The sequence below is a fragment of the Sinorhizobium sp. RAC02 genome, from assembly GCF_001713395.1.
In the GTDB taxonomy this organism is placed as follows: domain Bacteria; phylum Pseudomonadota; class Alphaproteobacteria; order Rhizobiales; family Rhizobiaceae; genus Shinella.
Window position 1 is genome coordinate 36356 of the sequence record NZ_CP016451.1, and the last position, 23072, is coordinate 59427.

Annotated in this window: 20 protein-coding genes and 1 pseudogene; 11 read left to right on the forward strand and 10 right to left on the reverse strand. The window is 56.7% G+C overall.

Annotated elements, in window-relative coordinates; genetic code table 11:
- Positions 1-126: 126 nt before the first annotated feature.
- Together BSY16_RS20035 and BSY16_RS20040 are read left to right on the forward strand one after the other, a co-directional pair.
- Complete coding sequence (locus BSY16_RS20035; protein WP_069061673.1) at positions 127-1413, forward strand: DUF4062 domain-containing protein; 1287 nt, start codon at positions 127-129, stop codon at positions 1411-1413.
- A gap of 166 nt (positions 1414-1579) precedes the next feature.
- A complete protein-coding gene (locus BSY16_RS20040) occupies positions 1580-5074 on the forward strand; it encodes a P-loop NTPase fold protein (protein WP_069061674.1) in 3495 nt (1164 codons plus the stop codon).
- An 82-nt stretch (positions 5075-5156) separates the two neighbouring features.
- On the opposite strand, the gene BSY16_RS20045 is transcribed toward BSY16_RS20040, so the two are convergent.
- Positions 5157-6707, reverse strand: a complete 1551-nt coding sequence (locus tag BSY16_RS20045; protein ID WP_286157253.1) for a macro domain-containing protein — start codon at positions 6705-6707, stop codon at positions 5157-5159.
- The gene (locus BSY16_RS20050) at positions 6653-7978 is read right to left on the reverse strand and encodes a DUF4433 domain-containing protein (protein WP_171902454.1); all 1326 of its coding nucleotides are present in this window, start codon (positions 7976-7978) and stop codon (positions 6653-6655) included. Before BSY16_RS20050 ends, BSY16_RS20045 begins: the two co-directional genes overlap by 55 nt.
- Before the next feature lie 396 nt (positions 7979-8374).
- On the opposite strand from BSY16_RS20050, the gene BSY16_RS20055 reads away from it, so the two are divergent.
- Both BSY16_RS20055 and BSY16_RS20060 read left to right on the forward strand, forming a co-directional pair.
- A complete protein-coding gene (locus BSY16_RS20055; protein ID WP_069061677.1) occupies positions 8375-9703 on the forward strand; it encodes an SIR2 family protein in 1329 nt (442 codons plus the stop codon).
- Complete coding sequence (locus tag BSY16_RS20060; protein WP_069061678.1) at positions 9700-11718, forward strand: ATP-binding protein; 2019 nt, start codon at positions 9700-9702, stop codon at positions 11716-11718. The genes BSY16_RS20055 and BSY16_RS20060 overlap by 4 nt, the downstream gene beginning before the upstream one ends.
- A 142-nt stretch (positions 11719-11860) precedes the next feature.
- On the opposite strand, the gene BSY16_RS20065 is transcribed toward BSY16_RS20060, so the two are convergent.
- Entirely contained in the window at positions 11861-13999 is a 2139-nt protein-coding gene (locus tag BSY16_RS20065) for a hypothetical protein (RefSeq protein WP_069061679.1), read from the reverse strand.
- A 520-nt stretch (positions 14000-14519) separates the two neighbouring features.
- Between BSY16_RS20065 and BSY16_RS32040 the strand changes: the two genes are divergently transcribed.
- Together BSY16_RS32040 and BSY16_RS20080 are read left to right on the forward strand one after the other, a co-directional pair.
- On the forward strand, positions 14520-15104 hold the full coding sequence (locus tag BSY16_RS32040) for a hypothetical protein (RefSeq protein WP_150130072.1): 585 nt from the start codon (positions 14520-14522) through the stop codon (positions 15102-15104).
- Positions 15104-15481, forward strand: coding sequence for a hypothetical protein (locus BSY16_RS20080; RefSeq protein ID WP_069061682.1), 378 nt, complete (start codon positions 15104-15106; stop codon positions 15479-15481). The genes BSY16_RS32040 and BSY16_RS20080 overlap by 1 nt, the downstream gene beginning before the upstream one ends.
- 277 nt (positions 15482-15758) lie before the next feature.
- On the opposite strand, the gene BSY16_RS32630 is transcribed toward BSY16_RS20080, so the two are convergent.
- The 3 genes from BSY16_RS32630 to BSY16_RS33110 form a co-directional block, all read right to left on the reverse strand.
- Positions 15759-16106 carry a hypothetical protein gene (locus tag BSY16_RS32630; RefSeq protein ID WP_069061683.1) on the reverse strand — a complete coding sequence of 116 codons (348 nt, stop codon included), beginning with the start codon at positions 16104-16106 and terminating at the stop codon, positions 15759-15761.
- Between the two features lie 40 nt (positions 16107-16146).
- Entirely contained in the window at positions 16147-16431 is a 285-nt protein-coding gene (locus BSY16_RS33105) for an ArsR/SmtB family transcription factor (RefSeq protein WP_083243018.1), read from the reverse strand.
- A gap of 1098 nt (positions 16432-17529) precedes the next feature.
- Positions 17530-18024 carry an I78 family peptidase inhibitor gene (locus BSY16_RS33110; protein ID WP_353652380.1) on the reverse strand — a complete coding sequence of 165 codons (495 nt, stop codon included), beginning with the start codon at positions 18022-18024 and terminating at the stop codon, positions 17530-17532.
- Positions 18025-18052: 28 nt separating this feature from the next.
- Between BSY16_RS33110 and chrA the strand changes: the two genes are divergently transcribed.
- Complete coding sequence (chrA, locus tag BSY16_RS20090) at positions 18053-19294, forward strand: chromate efflux transporter (RefSeq protein ID WP_069061684.1); 1242 nt, start codon at positions 18053-18055, stop codon at positions 19292-19294.
- Positions 19295-19447: 153 nt separating this feature from the next.
- Here chrA and BSY16_RS20095 read toward each other — a convergent pair whose 3' ends face one another.
- The 3 genes from BSY16_RS20095 to BSY16_RS20105 are packed head-to-tail and all read right to left on the reverse strand — an operon-like array spanning position 19448 to position 20679.
- Entirely contained in the window at positions 19448-19660 is a 213-nt protein-coding gene (locus tag BSY16_RS20095; protein ID WP_069061685.1) for a tautomerase family protein, read from the reverse strand.
- A 15-nt stretch (positions 19661-19675) separates the two neighbouring features.
- Entirely contained in the window at positions 19676-20053 is a 378-nt protein-coding gene (locus BSY16_RS20100; protein WP_069061686.1) for a nuclear transport factor 2 family protein, read from the reverse strand.
- On the reverse strand, positions 20050-20679 hold the full coding sequence (locus tag BSY16_RS20105; RefSeq protein WP_069061687.1) for a glutathione binding-like protein: 630 nt from the start codon (positions 20677-20679) through the stop codon (positions 20050-20052). The genes BSY16_RS20100 and BSY16_RS20105 overlap by 4 nt, the downstream gene beginning before the upstream one ends.
- Before the next feature lie 112 nt (positions 20680-20791).
- Here BSY16_RS20105 and BSY16_RS20110 point away from each other — a divergent pair, with 112 nt between their 5' ends.
- Positions 20792-21160: a winged helix-turn-helix transcriptional regulator gene (locus BSY16_RS20110; protein ID WP_150130089.1), complete on the forward strand. Its 369-nt coding sequence runs from the start codon at positions 20792-20794 to the stop codon at positions 21158-21160.
- A 351-nt stretch (positions 21161-21511) separates the two neighbouring features.
- On the opposite strand, the gene BSY16_RS20115 is transcribed toward BSY16_RS20110, so the two are convergent.
- A complete protein-coding gene (locus BSY16_RS20115; RefSeq protein ID WP_069061689.1) occupies positions 21512-21856 on the reverse strand; it encodes a hypothetical protein in 345 nt (114 codons plus the stop codon).
- 75 nt (positions 21857-21931) lie between these two features.
- Here BSY16_RS20115 and BSY16_RS20120 point away from each other — a divergent pair, with 75 nt between their 5' ends.
- The 3 genes and pseudogenes from BSY16_RS20120 to BSY16_RS33275 all read left to right on the forward strand — a co-directional run.
- Positions 21932-22285 (forward strand): EutQ-related cupin domain-containing protein, encoded by a 354-nt coding sequence (locus tag BSY16_RS20120; RefSeq protein ID WP_069061690.1) that lies wholly within the window; start codon positions 21932-21934, stop codon positions 22283-22285.
- Between the two features lie 5 nt (positions 22286-22290).
- Positions 22291-22776 (forward strand): hypothetical protein, encoded by a 486-nt coding sequence (locus BSY16_RS20125; RefSeq protein WP_150130073.1) that lies wholly within the window; start codon positions 22291-22293, stop codon positions 22774-22776.
- A gap of 40 nt (positions 22777-22816) precedes the next feature.
- Positions 22817-22956, forward strand: a pseudogene (locus BSY16_RS33275) (IS110 family transposase); the annotation flags it as partial.
- Positions 22957-23072 lie beyond the last annotated feature (116 nt).

Genomic DNA, 23072 nt, shown 5'->3' on the forward strand with positions numbered 1-23072 from the left:
CTGGAGGTGACAGAGTGCGCAACGTAATGACGGAAAAACGTTTGAACCACAGGTTTCGTCAGCGATAGTTGATGTCGTCATAGCTGAATTCTTCTATAGTTGCGGTGATTTGGGGGCGGGGTAAGTATGCCAGGCAAGGTGCGTGTATTCATCAGCAGCACGATGGAGGATTTGGCCAATGAGCGTCAGTCTGTCGTCGAACAAGTCGCTGGTCTTGGCCTTGAGCCGGTCAACGCAGAGGGGCTGTTGCCGAATGGTTCGGGCAGCTGGGATCTGCTCTCCGACGAAATCGAGAACTCTCACATCTTTGTTCTATTGATGGGTGATCGGTATGGCTGGATACCTGATCGCGGGCCCGGCGCCGCAATGGACAAATCGGTAACGCACCTTGAAGCGGATCTTGCGAGAGCGTCGAGCCTCCCGATACTTCTGTTTGTAAAACGCCTCAAGTATGGCGCAGATTCAGCGAGCCCCGATGCCATAAGGCGCGATAAGTTCCGCAAGGAGGTTGGCGCGTGGGAAGACGGTCAGTTCCGTGCCGAATTCGACCTCGCCATAGACCTTGGGCACAAGGTCCGGGAGGCCCTCCAGGGTGTCTTCCAAGACACTTACTTGAAGCGCGCCGTCCGGAAGAAGGAGTTGTCCAACGCGCCCTCACCCCAGGCGATTGATCAGGTGCCTCCGGTGCCATTGGCCGTTCCCGGCACCTCTGCCGGATCAGTGCTGCTGGCCGGCGCCGGGTTTTCGATCTCGGCCGGCTACCCAACAGCAAGCTCGCTAGCCGAAATACTCGGCAACCGGCTTGGGCTCACCCTGAACGGTTCGGAGATGCTGGAGCGGCATTCGTTTGCGGAGATAGCGTCTTTCGCCGAAAGGAAGATGGGGCGTGGGGCCCTGGTAGGCGTTATTCGTGAATTGCTTGACACCCCCATCCCGGTCAAGCCCACCCCTGCTCACATTCGGGCTGTCCAATCCTTTTCATCAATCTTCACGACGAACTACGATCTTCTGTTTGAGCGCGCATGTCAGCTTACGGGAAGGAAATACGCCGTCGCAACGCCTCATCGCCCCCTACCTGATCCGGCTGCCGTGACCATTTATAAGATCGATGGCTCGATCGACGACCCCGACACGCTTGTTCTCACCCACCACGACGCCACACGCGCTGCAACGGCCAAGGCGTTTTGGGAAGCGGTCAGTGGTTTGTTGACCACACACGGCGTTGACGTAATAGGGCATTCAATCAGGGACGTCACAAGCCAACGGCTCCTGTCCGCACGAAACCTCTCCCTGCCAGGAACCTATGTATGCCCGTATCTCGACGAGCTCGACATGATCAGGCTCGCGACTTACGGCCTCAAGGGCGTCATCGAGACGGCGGAAAGTTTTCTGACCCCATCGAAGTCAACATGACAATATGCAAATTTGCGGCCAGCTTTATGTGCGCAGGCGCAGTCAGAGAGCCGCAGTCGATGGCGTCTGGAATTGTTCGCCGTCTGCTTGCATGGAACAATAGAAATCGAAATGTGAGCAATCCCCAGGGGCTCGATGTAGGCCCGGGGTTGTCGCCGGGGGGCACATGGCAGAAAGCGCGAATGCCGATGATATCTTCCTTCTTTATAATGAGAAGGAAGAAGATATTGATCCAATCGCTCAAACCCTAAAATCAGCCGGCCTTTCAGTATATTTCTATCGGCGGGATTTGCCCGTCGGAAGCGATATCCAGGCGGTTGAATCCGAGAAGCTTCGGTCGGCGCGAGCTGTGGTCGTGCTGCTTGGCAAGCACGGTTGGGGACCTACCCAGAGAGAGATTGCTTTCCAGGCAGAGAGCCTCCAGAAGATTATCGTTCCGGTCTTGATCGATGAGCCGCCCGCCGATGCTCTGACCGACGTAGACGGCATGTTCCAGCGCAGGCGCCGCATAGACTTTCGTGAACGTGCGGTGATCGGACATGTCGAGCTAGCCCTGGAGATACAAAATCTCCTTGATCCCGCCGGTGGGGCCAAATCGCCGCGCTATGACGACATCTTCAAGACCCTGTTCGATGGTAGTGAGGCTGATCGCCTGGAATTGCTGAACTTGATCATCGCCCACGGCTTCAGAGACGCACAAACTCTCGCAGATAAGCTCGTCGACGCGATCGTCGGCGATTTTTCACCAACACGTCAAAATTCGTTCGAGGCATCGATCCGTGATCCCAACCGGCTTCCCGCTGCACGATCCTGGATGCTGAGCGTACTGCTATGGCTTCGCGTTGAGGACGATAACCACACCAAAGTCATTCTCGATCATGTCGATTACGCGAAGGAGAATGACAGAGCGGTCAGATTTTGGACCTTGGCGGGGATCATCCAGACTGACCGATCCTGCCGCACCGCAGCCATAGAACAGGCCCTCGACGATCCCTCTCCTGAGGTGGCGGGGTTGGCCCGCGTTTCCAGGGACCCATCGGATGATGCCGTGTTGAATGATCTCAGAGTGGCCCTCTCGTCAGAGAGGTTCGAGACTGTTTGGTGGGTCCTGCGGGTCCTGCGCATCTTCCCGGTTCCTTCCCTGGCAGCGGACGTGGTCAACCAGCTTGGCCGAACGGCTGACGGAAGGTCGTTGGCTTACGACGCACTCTTTGCGCTCTCGAGCGCGTCTATCAGGAGTGCGGCGCGACCACACATCCTGGAGCACATAGGCTTGACGGCCCTCGCGCGCATCGTCGTTGTGGAATCAAGAAATTCCACACCCATATCACTCGATGCATTCGCGCGCGTACTTTCTGCGTTTGAGCGAAATGAGGCGACCCAGGCCCTTGAGACCGCCGCCGAGGACGCTGAAGATCGGCGGCTTGTGGGTCGGCTCATCGACAGGATCGAAGCGCATCAGGCTGTTGTGACTGAGACTGATCCGAGGCTGCCAGGTCATGCGCCAGACATTATCGACATTGGCAAGGATGACATTGGTATCCGACGTGACGTCCAGACATTGACATCGGTCATGCTGTCGCGAGAGGTCGAACCTCCTCTAGCTATCGGCCTTTTCGGGGAATGGGGATCGGGAAAGAGCTTCTACATCAAGTCGCTCGAGGCAGAGGTCGCGGCAATTTCCAATCGCCCTGCGGGCGGTCCTTATTGCACCCGGGTGGTCCAGATCAATTTCAACGCCTGGCACTATGTCGACACCAACCTATGGGCAAGCCTGGTAAGCCACATCCTTGAAAGCCTTGCGGCGTACCTGACGCCCTCGAAAAGTCCGGAAGAACAGCGCGCGGCCTTAGCCGGCGAACTTACCAGCGCCAAGGAAGAGGTGGCCATCGCGACCGAAGAGCAGAAGCTCGCATCTGATCTGCTGAAAAACTCCACCGCGGAGCTGCGGAGAAAGGTCTTCGAAAGGGAGCATTCGGAGATTAAGTTGCGTGACCTGCGAGCTCAAGACTTTGCAGATCTGCTGAAGGGCGATGAAGACCTGTCTGCAGCTCTGCGCGGCGCTTTTGATATGGTCGGCGCACCCGCCCTGCTGGAAAGCGCATCGGAGTTGGACGGCGCTGTGAGGGACGTCTATTCCACGGTAGGAAAGACGAAAGCATTCTTTGTTTCCATCTTTACTGGCAGGAATGCGCTGATCATTCTCCTTGGAATGTTAGTCGTACTCGGCCTGCCGCCGCTAGTGTGGTCCCTTCGTGAGCATCTCGGCACCTATCTGGCAAATGCTACCGCTATCGTGGGAACGATTGCGGCCACCTTGGGATCTGCTGCAGCGGTACTGAAGAGCGCGGTGACCAAGTTCAAGGCTGGACTGGAGGCGGTCTCGGCCGCGAAGTCCAGGGTCGATGAAGGATTGGCTGCGAAACGGGCGGTCATATCTCACAAAGAAAAGCAGCTTCAGCAGCAGGTCGCCGATGCGGTGGCTCAGGAAGCTGCGGCCTCCGGACGGGTAGAAGCTGCTGCCACTCGTGTGCGGGAGATCGAGGAGAGGCTCACAGCCTTGAAAGATAGCCAGTCACTTGGCTATTTCATCACGGAACGGACCAAGTCCGACGACTACCGTCGCCATCTCGGTCTGATCGCCACCATTAGGAAAGACTTCGACGGGTTGGTGGAGCGAATTCAAAATGATGCCGACGGCGTTGACCGGATCGTTCTTTATATTGACGACGTTGACCGTTGCCCTCCCGAGATGGTGGTCGAGATTCTGCAGGCGGTCCACTTGCTGCTCGCCTACAAGCTGTTTGTCGTGATCGTGAGCGTTGACCCCCGGTGGCTCCTGAAATCGCTTGGCTCAAGCATTCCTCAGATGCAGTCAGAAAATGACGCTCAGGCTAACCAAGTGGCGACACCACAGGACTACCTCGAGAAAATCTTCCAGATCCCATTCACGGTCCGTTCGATGGGGAAGCCTGGATTTGGAAGATTGATGGATCGCCTGCTGACACCAGCCACCGAAGATATAGAACTGACTGGAGTGTCGAACGAGGGCGTGACGCCACGAAGAGGAGCCTCGCGGGACGAAACGGGGGCGAACGACAGTGACGGAAAGCAGCAGCCTTCGTCGGAGGGAAACATTGACCCGTCGCCGAATACAGCCTCGGCACCACCCGAGCCGAAACTGGTTGAGCTCGCTGTGCCGGCGCAGGCCCTCTCCATCACTTCGATTGAAACAGAGTTTGCTCGTGGCCTATATATGCTCCTTGCCACCCCCCGAAGTGCCAAGCGCTTTGCGAACATATATCGTTTGTTGAAGGCCTCCTTGTCGGCCGAAGCGCTCCCAGCATTCGAGGGTCGATCAGCAGTTCCTGGCACCTTCCAGCTACCCATGCTGCTGCTGGCGCTTCTGGTAGGTAAACCCCAATTGGCGGCGAAGCTGTTCCCCATATTTCTGGCTGGCGCGAAATCAAATGACGACGACTGGTGGGAGGCTGGATGGAACGGTTTGGGGCGTCCAGAAGAGGAGATCCGAAGTCGTCTAGCCCCGATTGTCGAGATGGGTTATTTCCCCGGATCACCACAGCATGTGGTCCAATGGTTGCCGCAAGTCGCTCGGTACTCGTTCATAACAGCAAGCATATTCTTAAAGGAGACGAGCTAAGCGCGAGCGGTAGGCCTGGGCATTCTCTGAGGCTGGCCAACCGTCTGCAAGGCTGGCGGGCCGGCAGCTGCAGCGATATCATTCAGTTTCCGATCAGCCCCGCCTCGTCATCGCTAGATTGGGTGGGATCGACCGGCTGCGCCTTTGCTGGAGGCGTAAGTTCGTGCGAAATACTCTCCCGCCTAAAACCAATCTCATACAAACGATGAAGATTGTCGTCATTGACGTCAGAAGACAGCTGCACAGTCAGCGCTTGAACCCCTGCATTAGCCTTCAGCAACGCTTCCAGCAACTCACGTTTCGTGTCTTCAGAAATCCCGATCAAAGAAAAACTTAAGCTGTTCTCCCGACCAGTCTCAGGCACTCGCACGTCTTGCCGCAGGTCTTCGCTTTGGTTTCGGGGTGGAGCCGATAAACGGTTTCGAAGTGCCGTGAGCAAATGGTCGAGGTTGGGTGCTCCGGTTTCTATGCGCCGACCAATCGGCTTCGCGCCGATTCGATCCAGCGTATCACGCACAAAGGACGGGGACTGTTCGTATTTAACATATGCGATCGACGCTTGAGCCCACTTGTCTGATCCTCTGTTGGTCAACCATTCAGGTTCCGGGTCCGAGAGTAGAGCGGCGTTAGCATTTGTGCGAAGCATGTCCATCGTCTGGGCGAACAACGGGCGACTCCATTTGGAATTAGGAGGGGCGCTCGATGCAATCGTAAGTGGATGAGATTGATCGACACCACGTTTTTTGGCTAACGGTTTGCGGGTCAAAACGCCAAATGGAAGCAGGAGGACGGTCTCAACGCCTTTTTGCGCGAACAGATCCGCAATTTCCTCGCTGATTTTCGTTCCGTAAGCGAGCGCCACCGTGACGTCTGCCCCGGAGACCGCGAGTTCCGCTGCGATCGAATGCAGCGCTTTCATTTCCCGATCGCTCGGCTGGCGCGAAGGCAGAAGCGCCAGCCATTTACGCCTCAGCAGATCTTGCCGACCCATCACGAACAGGGGGCTTGTAGCCTTCGATGCGTAGGGATGATCCTCAAGGATTTTGTAGCCCAACTGCTCAACACTACCTCGCTCGTCCGAGGAAGGTTGTGTCACAGTCTTGCCGGCTCTGTGGGATGCTGCCGGCTCGAAAACGAAGACATGAGCGTTCACTCCGTCAAGCTTTTGACGGATCATTTCGGATACGCGGTCCCAATCCAACCCTCCATGACCGCATCCCAAAGCAGGCAGGGCAACCGTTACCGGCCCGACGGTATCAAGGTAGGCACGGAGATCATCTAAACCAGCATCAATGTCTTCATATCGCGAAGGGTCGCGCCAATCGCGTTTCGTAGGGAAGTTTATGACCCAATCGCCGCTCAGGGATTTCCATACGTGCATTTTTCCAGGTCGCACACGGCCAGCTTTGCAGTCATCTCGATACTCCTTGAACATTTCGGGATAGTGCTGCTTGAACGCCAAGGCGACACCGGCACCCATGACACCGACACAGTTGACCGTGTTCACGCGAATGTCGGCCTTTGTGTCGAATAGGTCGCCTTGTATAAAATCCAGCATCGCTCTTCCGTCAAACCTTCTTAAATTGCTGCCAAGCACCGTCGGTAAACCAGATCCGCTTTCGCCTGATCCCACCAGTGCTCCTGTAGCGACAGGACGTCCGCTTGACCAAGGACGAAGAGCATATTGAGCTCGTCTTTGTCATCAACGACATCGATGATTTGCCGTTCGTCTCGGTCGCGGCCTAAGACATCACCAACTAGATCATGATAGCACACCAATTTCATCAACGTCGCCGCCGAGTTTGGCTTTACGGTTCCAACATGTTTGGTTAGGATCTCGGCCATCATCGGCATGGCGCCGACGGGATGATTGGGATCAACCTTCTGAAGGCCTCCATTGCTGGTCCACCGTGCCTTCGGACCTTTTCCGATATCGTGCAAATAAGCGGCAATCTCGGCGAGCTTCTTTTGCCTGTCTCCGAGGGCCGCATATCCCGGTAGACTGACAAGGCGCTCAACGACGTCCTTGGTATGCAAATCAACAGTCTGTTTGTGGATACCAGCATTGGCGGATGCTAAACCCACGAGTTCGGCGGTGTGCGGGACGCAACCGAAATTGGCACGAAGTCCAGCGAGCAGCGCGGTGAGGTTTTTGAAGTCTGCGGTCGCGACGTGCTTCCCACCGTTCTGAATGACGTGATTCTTGTAATGGTTATAGTGCAGGAGTATCTCGCCCGGTCCTTTAACCAGGCTCGAGCCGTCTTTTAGTTCTAGGTTTTTGTAGTAATGTCTGCGGCTTCGATCCTCGAACTCGATGGCGGGAAATGCCGAATTGCCAACGATCTGCTGAACCCGCTTTTTCACGCTATCATTCCAGACGACACAGCGCGAAGCGGCGGTAACTGGAACATAGCCGTGTACTAGAGCCTCAGCCATGCGCCGGTGGCGGTGCGCTTCATCCAGGCTCCCCCACTTCGTATAATCAATCGCGGCCCAATCGAGCTGATCGAGTTGATCGCCTGATGCGTAGAATTGTGGAGGAATCGCGGTGTTCGCCGATGCGTTTGTAAAGACGGTGTCCGGCCGATCGACGATAGAGATCGGGAACTCGAAATAAAGAATGTCGTATTGATCAACGTTCTTCGCGTTCACCACGCCGAGGAGCATCGGGCTCAAAGCACCGAAATAGAACGGCACGTAGTCATGTACGCAACCTCCAGGTCCACAAGTGACATTCATCGTGGCGCGGCGCTCCTGGATCCCCGCAGAAGCGATAGATCGGTGTCGTCTGGGAAAGGCGTGATGATTGGTCGCCAAAAAACCGGTTTGAAGAAGGCCCGGTAGATTTTCGATATGAGAAAAATGATAGATGAAGCGATGTGCGAACTGCACTGGAATTGGCATAGGTCCCCCCACATTATCGGATCGAATTAGTAACGGTATGCAACCCATAGTTGATTCCGAATGTGGCTACTCTCTTAAGCGTTTTTCAGTGCTTATGGCGAACCCATATCGGAAATACCTCTGTATCATAACGTGCATATCAATGCGAACAATCGTGCGGGGGTTGTTTTGAGGTATATGCGTCGCCAAACCGTTGGAAGGGACGTAATCTCCGTATCTGGCAATCATTATCGCCTGTTAGTTCACTGCAAACTATCCACTGACCGTTTCAGCAGAAAGCGGTGATGATCATCCAAGTAGGCTTGCGTCAAAGGGTTGTTGTTGTTTCAAGATCAGCCGATAAAGTTGTTCCGGCCGACGGAAGATATTGATGCATTGTTCAAGTGAGGGGGTATCGTGGCAGATTCCAATGGAGAAGAGCCTAAGAAATTGACATTTCAATTTCTTAGGGGGAGCGATGCTGACGCCGGTGAGCTCGAATGGCCAGCCGGCGCCGATGTCGTCAGGAAAGCGCTATCGGAATCGTTGCACGCAAAGAATGTCGCGTTCCTATTAGGCGCAGGGTGCTCATCATACTATTCCAAGGAGACTGACATCCTGGGGGACGAGGAGTGGCGGGAGGTCGGCATCCCAACCATGGCACCGCTCGCCAAGGAGTTCACAAAAGCACAAACCGTCGACGAAGCAGGGTTTCCGACCTCCGCTGAGCGGAAAGTTCTCACCGACGAGTTCGGGATCGATATTGGCGACAAAGAATATGCCCGCAACCTTGAACGGTTGATGGAATTGCTGTTCAGCCTTCGGTTCTCGCTTTCCCGAAGCATGCTTGCGAAGGCAAAAGACAATCTGAAGGTCGTAAATTCGATCATCCAGAAGGTTCAGGCTTTCCTTTGGCGAAATTGTACGAATGGGGCGTTCGCCAATGGCGACAGCACCGTCTTGGCGCTCTACGAGACGTTCTACAGAAAGCTGGTTCTGCGTGATCGCTCGCTGCCGCGCCCGTGGATTTTCACCACCAACTATGACCTTTTCAACGAGACGGCGATGGACCGGCTCGGTTTGCCTTATGCCAACGGTTTCTCCGGTGTGGTCGAGCGCCGCTTCAATCCGGCGACCTTCCGCTATGCCCTTGCCGAGCAACTCGATGTGACCAACCGGAAATGGTCGGCTGTTGATGGCTTCGTCTATCTCTGCAAAATCCATGGGTCGATTAGCTGGACGGAAGACGATCACGGCTTGTTCCCGATCCGCGAAACGGCTGTCTCGAAAGGGCAGGGACCGGGCAAGGTGATGATCTATCCCACCCCCGCGAAGCAAAATTCTAGCCTCGGATCGCCCTATGCCGACCTGTTTCGTGAGTTCCAGTCGCGGATCGTGAGGGAGCAAAGCGTTCTCTTCACCATGGGGTATGCCTTCGGCGATGAGCACATCAACAACATCATCTACCAGGCGCTGACCATACCGACGTTCCGCCTAGTAAGTTTCGTCGATCCGACGCTTGAGGGAGAGGTGGCGAAACTCCGCGCCCTAAACGATCCCCGCATCTGGATCATCGGTGGCAGCGGCCCACAGGCCGACCGCAAGGCGCATTATTTCGATACAATCATCGATGAGTTCATGCCCCAACGGCCGAGCGAGCGCATTGACGATGCAATTCGGAAAGTGCTGGAGGCGATGTCCCCGAAGAAGACTGAGGCTCCGTCCACCGATGGAGACAGCGAATGAGCCGCGACGACCGCAAACGCGCCATCGGCAAGGTGGTCTCCGTCGCAGCGGACCGCTTCGTCGTCGAGATGCACGCCGGCACGGATAATTTCACCGTCGTCGGGTTCGATGACGTTCACTATGTCGCCCGTCTGGGCTCGTTCCTGATGATTCCAGTTCAGACGGAATATGTCGTAGTTGAGGTTGTCGGCCTGCGAGAGCGGGACCTCGCCAGCGCCGGCCGAGGCGAAGGGGAGTTGGACAAGGCGGCGTCAGCGAAATATCTCGATGTCGTACCAGTGGGAATGCTGCCTCAGAATCGCGGCGATCCGTTCCGCTTCGGCGTATCCGTCTTTCCATCGCTCTACGCGGATGCGCTGTATGCTCTCGATGCGGAACTAGATCGTGTGTTCGAGACCGATAGGCCGAGCGAACCTGCGCCGGGCCTGAATGGCGCTGCACCAGTACCTGATGATGCGACGCGCTTTCGTGCCCTGTCGATCGGTCGATCGGTGGTGTTCGACGGCTACGACGTCAAAGTCCGGATCGACGATTTTTTCGGCGGACATACCGCTGTGCTTGGGAATACGGGGAGCGGCAAGTCATGCACCGTGGCCTCGGTGCTCCAGTCGTTGTTCGACAAGGCGGACGAGTTCCAAGCCCGAGGGGCGACCTTCGTGGTATTCGACGTGAACGGGGAATACGCCAATGCGCTGATGCCGCTCGCCAAAGAGAATGGCATTGGAGTCGCTCACGTTGTTCTGGATGGGACCGCGTCCGACGGAAAGTTCCGCCTTCCGCATTGGTTCCTAGAGCAATCCGAATGGGAGCTGCTGCTGCAAGCCAGCGAGCGGACCCAAATTCCGGTTCTTCGTACAGCTTTGGGTCTGACAGGGCTGTTTCGGAAGAGCACTCCGGAAGCGCTGGCGATCAAGGAGCACTTTATCGCCACCTGTGTCATTGAGTGCTTCCGGGGTGCTGATGGGGACTCGCCGGTCGCAAAGTTTCAGCGTGTCGTGTCGTTATTGCAGAAGTATCCGACGAAAGACTTGAACACTAACCTTCTGCAAAAATACGGGGCAAACTACCAGTACGGCAATTTCTCCGGCGGAAATCTGGCCCCATTTCTGGATGAGGTTCGCAAAAAGCTCCGGGAGGGTGTTGATCTACCATCCTACAATCGGTCGCCATTCACATTTGATGATCTTGAAGAGTGCCTGGATTTTGCGATCCTTTACGAAGAAGCGCATGGCAACAGGCAAATTCGTGATTACTGCTCTCAGATGTTTACCCGATTCAAGTCGCTCCGCGATAGATCCGAATATGCCTTCATGCGCTATGACATCAAGCCGGGTGAAACCATACCGACCATGGAGGCTTTCCTTGAGCAGCTCCTTGGATTGTCAAAGAATGGCAAGCATTGGCAAAAACGCCATCAGATCATTATCGTCGATATGAATGCTGTTGAGGACGAGATAGTCGAACTGGTCTCCTCGGTACTCGCGCGCATGACATTCCGCTTGCTCAGGCAAGCCGAGCCAAGAAACCGCTTTCCCGTTCACCTCTTGCTTGAGGAGGCCCATCGTTACATCTCCGAGACACCCTCAAAATATGCGATTGACGCCAGCAAGATCTACGAGCGCATCGCCAAGGAGGGGCGAAAGTACGGGCTTTTCTTGTTGGTCGCATCGCAACGACCAAGCGAACTTTCGAAAACCGTTCTCTCGCAGTGCTCGAATTTTGTAGTCCATAGAATCCAGAATCCGGATGACCTCTCCCAGATCCGGCAGATGACGCCTTTCATTTCGGAAGCGGTTCTGAAGCGTTTACCCTCTTTGCCGAAGCAGCACGCGCTCGTTTTCGGAACATCCGTGAACCTCCCGACCACTTTCAAGGTCCGAGCAGCGAAACCGCTTCCGAAAAGCGATGACGCGAAGATCAGGGAACTCTGGTTCCACGAAGAGGGACGTGCGGCTCAAATCCGGATCTCTGTGCCACCTGTCCAGAATGTCGGTCCAGGGGGCGTATTCGGCTGATGATCGATGCTTCAAATCTGGAAGGGTTAGCGGCGGCGCTAGAGGCCAGTTCAGACTATCGGGTACTACGGCGCCTTCGACCGCGAGGGCCGGTGGAGGGATACGACGCTGCGGAGACGCGCTTGGGCTTGATGGTCGACGATCAATTGCTGTCGCGACGAAAATCCAGTTTGAGCTTGTCTTGGTACACGCCAATGCGTTTTTTGGCTCGGTCGATCACGTCGCTGAAATGCAGTATTTCGAAATAGGTCTCGCCAAGCGACATACGCGTTACTGGATCCTTCAACTCGCTTGATTGAAACCAGCCCTTACCTGTCGGGAACGGCGTCCAGTTCCCGCTCAGACGCAGCGTGTTGACGCTGTCGCCGATAAGGTAGCCATAGAATTTCCTGAGTTTTCCGCCGGACTTTGCAGCAAGCAGCTGGGCATATTCCGAAAGGTCACCGATATGCTCGTCGGTGGAAACACCAGGCGCCTTGAACTCGACGATAATAGCGGAACCCTCCTTGCTGAAAACCGCGATGTCGGGACGCTTGCCACCATTGTCATTCGTGCGTTTTGCAAGAACCTTTCGGAGTGCCTCGTCGATGTCGCTTTCGAACACGTTGGTGTCATCGTTCCACTTGATGTTTGCGAGCGGCAAGTCCGAGGCGATATAGTCGTAATACTGGTACTCTTCGCTGAGCAGCCAGATATCGTGATCTGTCGTCTCGGTGCTGTCTTTGCGCATCGGGAAAAAGATGCTGTGGATGATCTGTTCGTCCTTACGTTTGACCCCATCGACGGGGGCTTGCATAGCAAGCCGCTGGCCGCAAGCGAGATCGAGAATATCGACGATTGCGGCACGGCGTACAATGAGCTGCGACAGGTTTGCCATGTCGAAGTTCTTGAGCGACGACGTATATTTCCAGGAAAGCTCATGGATTTTTTGGCGGAACTCGTCGGAGTCCGGCTCGGATGCCATGATCTCCTCCTTGAGGCTGAAGATCGCAGCGGTCTCGTCGATGACGGCCTTCTGGTATTTGGTCAACACGCGTTCGGCGACCGACTGGGCGGATTCGCCATACACGATCCTCGTCTTTGTGTCCTGTAGCATCGCTTCGCTGATGCCGAACTGGTGGGTGGCTTCCTTGAGCACCTCCTCCTTCTTCCAGTCAGAAGGAGTGACCATCTCGTCGATGACCGGGTCGAGTGCCTCGTGAATGTCTGCATAGGACAGTTTTTCCGACGAAAACATATCGCCGCTCGGAATCTCGTCGGGAATATTGTCGAAGTCGTCGCGCTGCTCGTTGACGCGGGCGTCCAGATAGTCGGCCTCGATCAGCACAATGTGATGGAAACCGGCCACCGGATTGTTTTGCTCGGTGCGCGTCCGCAGGTAGTGACTCGTGATGTCCTTCACAGGCGTGGACTTGGCACAGAAGGCGATGGCGTTGCGCGGAAGATCATACTGCTCAGCGTTGAGCTGGTAGTGGGAGAGCTGGAACGTTTGCCGTGTGTCGAGATGGTCCCCAGATGCAGGATCACGTTCTTCGACATCAACAATCCGCTCGGCAGTGACTGCGGGCAGGTCGGCGAGCCGCAGCACTTCGATTTTCTCCTGGTCGTCCTTCCAGTGCCGTGTGGTGAATCGGATTTCGAAGTTGCCAAGCTGTTCACCGAGTCCGACTAGCCGCTGTAGGAAAGCGACGAGCATCTGCTTTTTCAGCGCCGGCGCCGAGAAGAGAGTGCTCAGGGCGTCGCCGTGGGATACGCGCGGGCGAACGGTCTCTTTGAATTGCTCAAGCCGGATCAGGGTCCCAATGTCGGCTTCAGCGCCCGGCGCAGATTTGAAATCATCGGTCTCGATTTGCTTCTGCGGCTCGGAATACTGTAACTCACGCTTGAGGACCGTCTCACCGGCTCGGTAGCTACTTGTGATCCTCATGGCTGCGAAATGATGGAAGAACTGGATGCGCCCGGCACCCTTGCACTTTCCGATGCCGGAGATGGAGAGATCGTCCTTGTAGGACGTATCTTTTGTAAGAAACGCCTTGAGTTGGTCGTCGCCGAGACCGCATCCATTGTCGCCGCATGATACGTTCATCAGTTCACGGTCGTCGAGCAAGTCTGCGCGCAAGAAATCGACTCCGATCGCAATATTCATGTTCGGCGCGGATGGGTCGCTTGCTCGCCGGATTAGATACGCGTCGATCGCATTGGCGATAAGTTCTTCGAAGACCACGTATTGATTCAAGCTGAGCTTGGTATTTTTGATGCTTCCCCTGATGTCGAGCGTCATATTTTCGCGATCCAAACCTTAAGCCAAACCCACCTGCTTCTGTCCGTCCGCGGGTTGCAAGTCAAGGGAGGGTACGAGGAAGCGTGCTGCAATTCATGGGCGAGCATACAGTTGACTACGCCTGCTACGCCAGTCGAAAGGATCCGTATTGTCGAATGCCGGTTCGACGGCGGCGCAGAGCCATCTGCTCGGTGGAAGCGGAGCACGTTCTATGCCTTTCGTTACCGTCGATGATATTCGCATCGTTGGCATAGATCTAACAAGAAGTGCGAGTTGGACATACATATCAATCGCAGTGCCACCCTTCCCAATGCGTGCCGATAGTTATCGAAATTTCAGTGCCTTAGACTATCCGATGGGCGGGTCAAGGGTTCGATTCCCTTCAAGGCGAAGATTTTGATCGGGGATCATACTCGGTGCCAACTGCGGACTACGCTTAACGACGGCTTTGCGCCTCCATTTCGGTGGTACGGTCTTCTTTTGAAATTTCTGCTAGCCGCCATCCGGGGAGTCAGAAAGAATGACTGACTTGGGGTGGTTTGCGGTAAGTCTGCTTTTGAGCGATCATCAGCAGAAATCAGACGATGCATACCTGCGGAGAGCGAATGAACGTTTCAGCTCCTTATGCCGTGATCCGTCATGCCCTTGGGACGCCGTCTCGTTGAAGCATCCTCGTCGCCCATCAGAACGTCAGGCAGAGCAAATCCTGCATCGCTTTGACCTCAATCCTCCCGATGTCGATAGCTGTCTCTTGCGGCTCCACGCGGTTTTCTCCCGATACCGTCCTCAATGGGGTTGGTGCCCCCAATGTTTCACGCCCGAGGAAGAGGCACAAACGCGAAACGCGGGCGACCCGCGTCGCGCCGCGCTCGAAAGCTTCGGGCGGATCTACTTCGACCATGATTACTTTCCCATGGACGGCGCCATGCGGCTTGGGCTCTGGCGCTGGCCGAAAGAGGAACAGGATGCCCTGCGCGCCTTGTTCTGCCGCGTCGCGTTGAATTGGTTCGCTGGCGGCGATCCCGTGCCGTTTGAACGTGTGATGCGCAAGACGGGTAGGGACATGGATACCTATGTGTCCAATGTTTCGTCGAAGCGCTCCTGATGCTCAGGGTCGACCCATTTGATCTGTTTGCCTGGCTGGCACGAGCGAACACAACACGAGCGCGGGACGTTCTGGTTGGCCTCGCGACCCGAGGGCATCTCGTGGATGAAGGTGTCTACTATGTTCTGGAGGATAGAACCTACGAACCACTGCTGCGCAACGCCATTCGAGCTTTAGACCGGCTCTCGTTAAACGCTCTTCATCGGATCGCGACCGACGAGTGGCTGTTACGCCTGTGGGAATGGGCTGAACGGGAAGATCGAGTGTTGGCCCGCGATATCGAGGACACCGAACCGTTGCGAACGACACGTGCCCTTCGCTTAGTGGCAACGGAACGCCAGAGGGATCGTGCAACCGTAAAAGCCGCGCTCGCCTGAACGGCCGCACTATCCAGCCGGTGCCGCTGCCTAGACATACGCGCACGACACTTTCGAAGCGCATGATGGCTATCGCGCAGACCGATTGCCATCTGGACGGCCTGGCGGGCGCCAAGGTCATGACCGGGGTGGAAAGCTTCCATTCCGCTTTGCGTGATATTGGATCGGAAGCGGTCGGTTCGGCGGCGGACGTGTGTCCGCGTAAAGCTGGGGAGGCTGCGAATGCGGCCTCTCTTTTCCACCTTCATGGCCGCCGCGACTGCCGCCGCGGACAATTTCAATGCATGGCTTTTCGGTCCGGGCGAAGCAGACTTGCGGCCTGGTCGGCGATGATCTTGAGCGACGGCCAGCCATCGAGGTTCCGCTCGCCGATGCGCTGCTGAATAGCCGTCAGCATCCAGGCGGCCGCGAGAATGTGGTCGGTGTGCTTGTACACATTAAAGTGCTCGAAACACGCCACGATGCGCGGGCGCGCAGATCCGGGCTCAAGCGGAATCCCGGCGATGGTTGCTTGGGCCTCGGCGTAAGCGTCAGCAAGACGACGGCGGCCACCGTCACCGGCTTGCTTGATGAGACCCACGGTGAACAGCAGGGTTTCCATCAGATCGGCGGTTTCATCGTGCATCGATTTGGCTCATGCTGTGGGCCTTGAGGTTGGCGATGGATCATTTGTCAGTATGCCAGAACACGTGGAAATCCGGCACGTTTGACGAGTAATACGTGCAACCATCTACGCGGCACTTTAATACAAGGCTGCACGCGCAAAGTTCTGTCAGGCTATACGACAGCGAACGGTCCGATATCCCAAGCGCCAGCGCAAGATCCCGAAAGCTTTTTTCGCCTTTCGTGAGCCGGAGGAGGATTTCAAGCCGGTGCGGGTGGGCGAGGGCGCGTAGCAGGTTCGCCCGCTCGTCGGCCCACTGGTGATCGGCTGGTGTCAGTGCGCGCATGACTCAGCCTAAAGGGTCGGACATATAACAACGAAGCAGTTCATGGCGAGGCGGGTTGGAAGGCCGGGCGGGAAACCGTAGAGTGGGGTCATACGGTTTCCCTGGGCCAGGTGTTATCGAGGCACCCGGACGTTCAAAAGAGAACCCCGCCGAAGCGGGTTGGGAGCTAGGCCTTCCATGGGATGGACAGGTTAGCATCCGAAGGTTGAGAGTCAACGCTCATCCGGCAACGCGGCACTGTCAAAACAAAAAGGGCTTGGCTATTGTTATCAATGGAAGAGCCAGAGCCAAAATCCCGAAAATCGTCATCGTCACCAGCCGCATTCTTTGATAGCGACGCGTGCTGTCACCCGTCCAGTCGTACTTCATCACTCCCCCAGGGGCCTACCCAACACATTTGGCTTGCCGGAAACCATTCTGGAAAATCGGGACTTCAGCGGCAAGCCCTAAAATTTTATGGGTTGGCGAATAATCCGATGACTCCATCTGTGCACGATCACTGGCAAAACTGCATCTGGAGGTGTGGGCGTGTTCCGGCGTGGCATTGACCCCACCATCGGCTTCGAAGAGTAACGCCCTGTTGGCTCTGCAGATGAACAAGCTTTCAACGTGTTGACGCGCTCTGCTGGAGTCGGCCTTCCGCGCGGGAACGGGTCAAACTTTCGCGCCTAATCACATTGTATCGCGTTCGCCCGGGAAGGTACGGTGATGAAGGTGTTTTTCCTCGAAACAAAGAGAGGGTTTCACTTGGAACAGCCTCCGGCATTGAATGAAAACGCCAAGTTGGGGCGGTCTCTGTAGGCTCCAGAACCAGTCACGTTCCCGTGAGGTGACATCAAGTGCTCGATCTTGTCGCCGACGACTCCCAATCCTATCTCCTCCCCACAACCGTGAAGGAGCCACGAGATGAAGGAACTTATAGCTGAGTTTCTGCGCGACGCAGCGGTCGAAATCATCCCTCCGGAGGAGGCCGACAAAAGGGAAGGCACCCGTATCTGTCTATGCTGCCAGCGTGCGTGTGCACGGATGGATGACGACGGCTGCGGGATCTGCGATGAATGCCTGGCTGGCTGACGTCGCCGCCTTATATGTGCCTGATTATCCGCAGGTGGCTCCGACAACGCGCCTGGAGGTAGGATCGGTCTCAACGGTCACTCGGTCTCGTCTATAATCATGTGTAACGGGCTGGCCCGGGGCGATATGGCGCACAATTGTCGCTCCCGTTCGATGTTTAGCATCTTCGTCGGTCGGCTTGGAGTTCCCAATGAGTGTTCGGGCCGCCGCGGCATCGCACTGACCGCTTGGCATCCCGGGCGTGGTTACCGAGGAGCACGTCACCAAACCTGCAGCTGTGCTCAGCAATACCAAACCAAGCAGAACAACACGTGAATGCGCCACAAACGTTCTCCTTCCGACTGACAGATCCGGCAACCCTGTTGGCTGCGCCCAGTTTCCGTGGCCCGGGAAGCTATTCCAATACTTAGATTGTGCTCGATTTCGGGCTAAGGAAGCAAGACTGCTGTGGTTGCGGGCGCTTAGTTTAGCGGGGGGAAATGCCGTGGTCACCTTCATGAAAGCGTCACGTAAGAACATGACAACGACCGGTGTGACGAGGGGATAAATGGAAGGAACTGTCGTGAACCCAGCAACCGAGACAACTGCCGCGATCAATGCTGGCGGACGACAAGGGACCGCAAGCGAAGTCTTCCTCGCCTTCCTGAAACTCGGGCTCACGTCTTTTGGAGGCCCGATCGCGCACCTGGGATATTTCCGCGACGAGCTTGTCGTCCGTCGGAATTGGATCGACGAGGCCGGATATGCTGATCTCGTTGCTCTGTGTCAGTTCTTGCCGGGTCCGGCCTCCAGCCAGGTAGGGTTTGCTCTAGGACTTCTACGGGCAGGACCTCTTGGTGCGCTGGCCGCGTGGATGGCCTTCACGCTTCCCTCTGCCTTTCTGCTGGTTGCCTTTGCCATGACGGCCAGTGCGTTCAATGGGCCTCTTGGCGCAGGCTTACTCCATGGCCTCAAGATCGTCGCCGTCGCTGTCGTCGCACAGGCGTTCTGGGGTATGGCTCGTAGCCTGGCGCCGGACCGGCAACGAGCCGCCATCGCTCTGGCGGCGATGCTGACCGTGATCTTCGTTTCGAGCGCCATTGGGCAAGTCGCGGCGATTGGTCTTGGCGGCGTGCTCGGTCTGATGGTGTGCCGAAGCGGCAAAGCGGCGGGCGAAAGCGCGCTGTCGTTCAAAGTACCGCGGTGGATCGGCATAATCAGCCTCATTGCATTTTTTGCAATGCTTGTGCTTTTACCTCTTGCTGCGCCCTCGGGATTACCGGGCATCTCGCTGTTCGATGCTTTTTACCGTGCGGGCGCCCTTGTGTTCGGAGGTGGCCACGTGGTGCTGCCTTTGCTGCAGGCGGAAGTCGTCGATCCCGGCTGGGTTAGCAGCGATACCTTCCTGGCTGGCTATGGCATCACCCAGGCAATGCCGGGTCCGCTCTTCACATTTGCGGCCTATCTTGGCGCCGTTATGGGACCGGAGCCGAATGGCGCAGTCGGTGCTGCGATCGCGCTATTGGCGGTATTCCTTCCGGGTTTCTTGCTGCTGCTGGGGGCTCTCCCGTTCTGGGACGATTTCCGCCGGCGTCCGCTCGCGCAGGCGGCCATGCGCGGAGCGAATGCGGCTGTTGTCGGTATCCTGGCGGCCGCGCTCTACAGCCCGGTCTGGACGAGTGCAATCATACGGCCCTATGACTTCGCGCTGGCCGCGGTTGGCTTCCTGTTGCTCACTGTCTGGAAGGCGCCCCCCTGGATTGTTGTCATCACGATGGGCGTCGGCGGGGTAGGGCTGTTATTCGTCTAAGGGAAGGTCCGACCTGATCCTGCTGTGATGTGCTTGGAGGCCTCACCGTCTCGGTCGCCCGTTGCCGGCCAGCAAGGGATGCTCGATGGCCGTGCTGAGTGATGGCTGCACCTAGAGCCCTTGCCGAGGCCGACGGATTGGGCATCGGCAGCCTCACGAGGGCTTGAGAAGCGACTTGCGATAATCTGCGACAGGAAGGCCGCCGACGCCCCAGTCCTCCATCAAAACCTCGTCAATGACCACAAAGGTCGTGGCCGGGCTCTTGTTCAGAACACGCACAAGCAGATCGGTCACCCCGCTGATGAGTTCCGCTTTCTGCTCGGGCGTCGCACCTTCATTTGTTATCTTGATGTTCACATAGGGCATTTCGACGACCTCCCTTTATCGTTGCGGCTCAATGATGTTGAAGATCTTGGCGATGATCCGCCAAGTCCCATCGACGCGCACGAGCGTCAGGAAATCGACGAAGTCCCGGGTTCCAATCGTGCACCGCACCCGGGCGAGTGCAATGTTGTCGGTTCCAATGTCGATGGCTTCAATCTGATCGTGGCGGGCTTCGTTGCGCGAAGCGCCGGATTGCCTGGCTGCGACGATCGGAAAATACTCCGCCATCGTGCGATGAAGAAAGGGGGTCTCGTCAGGCGTCGCGTAGACGGCTGCCGGGTGAAAGACGCTTTGGAGCCGATCGACGTCGCAAAAATAGAGAGCGTCGAAATAGTTACCTAGTGTTTCGCGGATCTCTTCAAGGGGAGTGCTCATTGCGCGGCCTCCAGCTGAAGCAGGCCTTCGGCAATGAGTGCCGCGCGGACAACGGGACGCTGGGCGACGCGCGCGACATAGGCTGCAACCTTTGGCCATCGTGCGAGATCGAACCCGATAAAGCCGGTCCAGTTGAGGACGACGAACAGATAGGCATCCGCCACGGTAAAGGTTTGACCGAGAACGAACCGCCTTCCGTCTGACAACCCGCGCTCCACATCATCGATCCGGCGGGCAAGGTTGGTCTCCGCGCGGAACTGTTCCCCTTCCACGAAGGCCCGTCCGCTGAACCAGGGGCCGAACGCCTTGTGCAGTTCCGAGGACGTGAAGTTCAGCCACTCCTGCAGGCGGCTACGTTCGAGCGTCCCGGCGGACGGGGCAAGACCGGATTGCGGCCGCAGATCGGCCAGGTACTGAAGGATCGCCGGGTTTTCGGTCAGCACGATACCTGGTTCGATCTGCAGCGCCGGAACATAGCCCTTCGGGTTGATCGTGCAGTAGTCGGCCCCATTGATCGTCTTGCCCGCTTTCGTATCGACTTCGACACTTTCGAACGGCAGATCGAGTTCCATGAGCACGATGCGGATCGACAGCGAGCAGGCGCCCGGCTTGAAATAAAGTAGCATTGATAAACCTCGTTTAGGTGGTCGACGCCGCGAACCTACGGATAGGCGTTACCATTGCCAACTTGGTTTCTATCAGTTACTTCATATTCAAGTTTCCCTGCGGTAACTGGTGATTCAAATGAGCCTCAAGATCCGGAAAAACAGAAGCGCTGCGCTACCCGAGCCGTGTGTGTTGACCGAGTGCATGGCGGTGATTGCCGGCGCTTGGGCGCCAAATGTGATTTGGCATCTGCGCGCCGGGCCACGCCGCTTCAGCGAACTTCGTCTTGATATACCGCCGGTATCCGCAAAGGTGCTTTCGCAGCGTCTGAAGGAACTGGAAGCGCGCGGCGTTATAAACCGCACCATTCAACCGACCACGCCTCCATCTGTTGAGTATGAGTTGACGGCTCTCGGTGAAGAATTGGTGCCAGCCCTCAGCGCCATCGTCGAGGTGGGGCACAAACTAAAGATAGGGACAGCCGGGCTTGCAGTTCCGTAAGAGGCCGTGAACTGAGAGAACCACTGTCACCCGGTAAGCCAGGATGCTGCTTCCCTAGGGATGGCACACCGGCGTTAGAGGCTCAGCGCGTCCAAGGCGGCGGTCGAAACCTGGCGCACAAGCCCGCGCATGCCCCTGCGCGGCGAGGGCGTACGCGCGGATGTGATTTCACCATATTTACAAGGCATGGATCTTCGCAGTTTCCACAGGCCGGCCCGACTGGACGGAGATTACTCAGTCGCGGCGTCTGCATGGGGCTTTGGAAAGACCGTTCGGGCTGATTGAACCTTCCCTCTAAAATTGGGGCGGATAATGACGGTCAGTGAAAGCGCGTTCGCCGCAGGCCGTCGGCTAATTATCGGGTATGTTCAAGTCCCCAGAGCCTTTCCAGTAGTGATCGATGATGTGCCTACAGTTCCTGACGACGCGTTCGCCGATTTCGGGATCGCCGCCTTCGAGGGTATCAGGATTGCCGCCGCTCAGGCGCACGAAGGTCACCTGCTGGACGGTGAAGGTGAAGTAGTCGGAGCTCGTAGGCTCGAATTCCAGCCCGGCTTCGCGAAACTTGTCGGCCACTTCGGCGGCCGCATCCTCTATGGCTTTGAACACCTTTTCGAGCATCGTGCGCTCGGCCGCTTCTCTGATCGCGAGGGATTGCCGCTGTTCCGGTGTTGGAACGGAGCAAGTCTTGGTCATACGTGTCTCCATATCGGTCGCTCTTGGCGGCTTCGGCGTTTGCCCTACCTTCAATCTAGAAAAAGGGAGGAAGCAATGGTGGTTCAGAAATTCAGCCTGTCCGACGTCGAACTGGTCAAGTCACCAGGACAGGATGCCGATATCTATGTCGGAAATCTGGTCGACGAACAGCATGGCGGCCCGGTCACCATCGGATACGGACGCTACGCGCCCGGCCAGTCGCTCACCGAGACGATGGCCGTACACGACACGATGATCGTCCTTGAAGGTCGTCTGTCCGTTTCGACGGGCAATGGCACCGTGACGGCTGGACCGGGCGACATTGTCTATATGCCAAAGGGCGAATCCGTGACGATCACCACGGAAGGCGAGGGCGCGTTGACGGCCTACGTGACCTATCCGCATTGGGCTGAGGCGCACGAAGGATGATAGAGATGACCGCCTCACCAAAAGGCTGGGCGACATTCGCCTGGCAGTCCGACTACGGCCAATTCTACCTTGTGGACCGAGAGGACGAGGCTTTCGAGCCCCCCACGGAGATCACGCCCGAGATGGAGGCGAGATGCCTTTTCGTGATGCCATCAGGTATCACAATATATACGCAGTCCTGCCTGCAGCAGCATATCCGGATCGCTATCTACGACCACGAGCCGACGCACCCACTGACTGAGCCGATGAGCGACAAGCCTTGGACCCATACAGAGACGGTCGAGGTTCGATTTCCCTCGAAGAGCTTCGCGATCTCCAGCCCGTCGATGCCCGACCCTCTGCCGAACGGACCGATCTTCCTGGTCGACAGTGCCCTTTGCAGTCTGCGGATCAGCTGGATGGAGTTCGAAGGCGCCAGGGACGACAGCGTTCCGATCGAGCCAGATGTCATTGACATCGCGATTTGGCCGGGTCACCCGCCAGAAACCTGACGTCTCATGCAAAATTCCCTCAACAGCCTCATTTTCGCAAGGGCTACGCATGGCTCGGCGTGGCGGCTATCGAAAAGCAAAGGTAGCCGTGGCCCGAAAGCTGGCCGTGATCCTTCACGCAATGAGAAATCCGGTGAACCCTTCCGTTGGTCATCGCAAGAGCCGAGCGAACTAGCATGATTAGAATGATGTTCATGATAAGCTGAGATCAGCGAGATCGTCCGGTCAGGACGGTGGCGCAATCAAGCCCGATCCCGGAATGCGAATGCCGGCTCATGCAGGTAATCGCGAACACC